This is a genomic window from Mesorhizobium sp. M7A.F.Ca.MR.362.00.0.0 (genome assembly GCF_004023175.1).
Taxonomy (GTDB): domain Bacteria; phylum Pseudomonadota; class Alphaproteobacteria; order Rhizobiales; family Rhizobiaceae; genus Mesorhizobium.
Genome location: NZ_RZTF01000052.1, coordinates 22,674 through 25,014 on the forward strand (window position 1 = coordinate 22,674; position 2,341 = coordinate 25,014).

General features: G+C 63.0%; 2 protein-coding genes. One reads left to right on the forward strand and one right to left on the reverse strand.

What is annotated here, in order from left to right:
• Positions 1-759: nuclear transport factor 2 family protein (locus EOC06_RS42135; RefSeq protein ID WP_245469446.1), on the reverse strand; the 759-nt coding region annotated here is incomplete at its 3' end.
• A 420-nt stretch (positions 760-1,179) separates the two neighbouring features.
• Here EOC06_RS42135 and EOC06_RS10060 point away from each other — a divergent pair.
• The coding region (locus EOC06_RS10060; RefSeq protein WP_128307652.1) for a DUF6600 domain-containing protein at positions 1,180-2,341 on the forward strand (1,162 nt) is incomplete at its 3' end.

Here is a 2,341-nt window from a genome sequence, read left to right on the forward strand (position 1 = left end):
GTACATTTCCAGCCAGTCGCCGATCTTGTCCTTGGGCGAGAAGACCGGCCAGTTCTTGGGGAAATCGATGTAGGGCAGATGGTCGTACCAGACCGGGTCATGCAGGCAGAGCGACTTGTAGCGCTTGCGCCAGCTGTCGCCGGCCCGCTCGTTTTTCTCGATGATGATCGTCGGCACGCCAAGCTGCCGCAGCCGCGCGCCGAGCGCGATGCCGCCCTGGCCGCCGCCGATGATGACCGTATAGGGCTGGGTCTTGAAGCCGAGCTCGGCGGCTTCCCTCTCGCGTTCTTCCTTCCATGTCGGACGGTTCTTGCCCGAGCCGTGCCTGGCGCCCATCGGCCGCGCAAAGCCTGCCGGCTCCTCGTGGCCTTTCAGTTCGGCCATGGTGGTCAGCAGCGTCCAGATCTTGCCGTCCTTCAGCCTGACATGGCCGAAGCCGCGTGCCACCTCCGTCTCGAAGCTGATCCAGCCCTCGATCAGTTCGCCGCTCTCGGTCGCGTCCTCGCCCTTGGCGATGGCGAAGTGCGACGGCCTGGTGTTCGACAATTGGCTTTTCAGCATGTCGCGGACCTGGTCGCGGCCTTCCATGGTCTTGATGTTCCAAGTGAAGGTAACGAGGTCGCGCCAGTAGCAATCATCTTGAAAGCAATCGACCGCCTTCTCGATGTCATTGGCAGCAAGCGCGGCGCCGAATTGATCGAGCAGGTCGGACAGTTTCTTGCTAGGGGCCGTGTTCTTGCTAGAGGGCTTGTCGAGCATCAGGTTTCCTCCCGTGAAATCCAGATCGTCATGGTGGTGGCTCCGCCGGGCTTGCCGCCGGACGATCAAGTATCGTCAGAGATGGCGGCCCTCGTCACGCCCCACCATAGTTTCCAGCGATTTCAATGGTCTATCCTAGAAATGAGATCGCCAGGCGGTTTCGGAATCGCTCCGGCGCCGGAAACGAACGTTCCATTTGTGAATGCCGCGCCGGTCGCGCAAAATTGATGGTCAAATGCCGCAATGCGGTCACCGGGGCCGATGACAACCGATCGGTGAGAAGCCGGGAAGCGGTGGCGGGCAACAGGGCGGTTCCCGGGATTTTCTGGATGCGGAACTCTGGAGCCCGTTATGATCATCATACCTTTTATCCAAGCGTCTTCATGTCGCTCCCTTGGCCGGCGTGGACGCGCAGCAGCAATGGCCGCGGTCATGGCCTTGAGCGCGACCCTGACCGGCCCGCTGGTGCTGCCCGGAACGCAGGCGCATGCGGCGGAAATTGCCGTCACCGTCCGCGAAAGGCTTTCGAACTATGGCGGATGGCGAACCTCCAGCCGCTTCGGCGATGTCTGGGTTCCCTCGGTCCGTACCGAATGGCGGCCCTACACCGAAGGCAGGTGGGTCTGGACCGACGATGGCTGGTACTGGCAGTCCACCGAGCCATTCGGCGATGTCGTCTATCACTATGGCCGCTGGGCCTACGATCCCGATTTCGGCTGGGTGTGGATCGCCGGCGATCAATGGGCGCCAGCCTGGGTGGTGTGGCGTCAGGGCGGCAATGATGTCGGCTGGGCTCCAGCGCCGCCCGACGTCGGTGTCGCCTTCGACGACGCCTGGTGGTGTTTCGTGCCTGTGGCGGCGATCGGCGCGGTCGATCTGGTCAGGGTGGTGCGGCCGGTGCAGGAGAACGTCGTCATCATGCGCAACACGACGATCATCAACCAGACGGTCGTGGTCAACAATGCGCCGCGCGTGCGACTTGGCAATCAGGTCGTTGCAATCAATGCCGGACCCCGGCTGCAGCAACTCCCGAAGCCCGTCATCGAATCGATCAAGGCGGCAAAACTGGTTCCGCCTCGCAAAGGCGTGTTTGCCCGTGCACGGCTCGATGTTTCCAGGGGCGCCGAGATCAAGAGGCTTGCCGGCAATACAAAGGGGAACGGGCAAATCCTGGCGGGTCCCAAGACTGCGACCGGCAACAAGGCCATTTCCCCCGGCGCGGTGACTGCCAGCAATCCGGTGGTCGTGAAGCCGGTGAGCAAGCGGATGGCCGCCGGCAACGGCGCGAAGGCCGATGCGCTTAAGCTGCATGCCGACAGGACCGCGGGCGACGGACGCATCGTTGTCAAATCGTCGCTCAACCGGGGTTCGCCCAAATTGGTTTCGCGCAAGCCGGTTTCGCCCAAGCCGGTTTCGGGGCAGCGTCTTGCACGCGGAGCCGGGCAACAAAAGCCGCATCAGCAAGCGTTGGCAATGCGCATGCCCCAGCACCATGCCCCGGCAAGGGTGGCACCCCACCATCCGCCAGCGAAGATGCAGGCCAGGAAGGCGTCCAAATGCGATCCGCGCGTTTCCCGCTGCA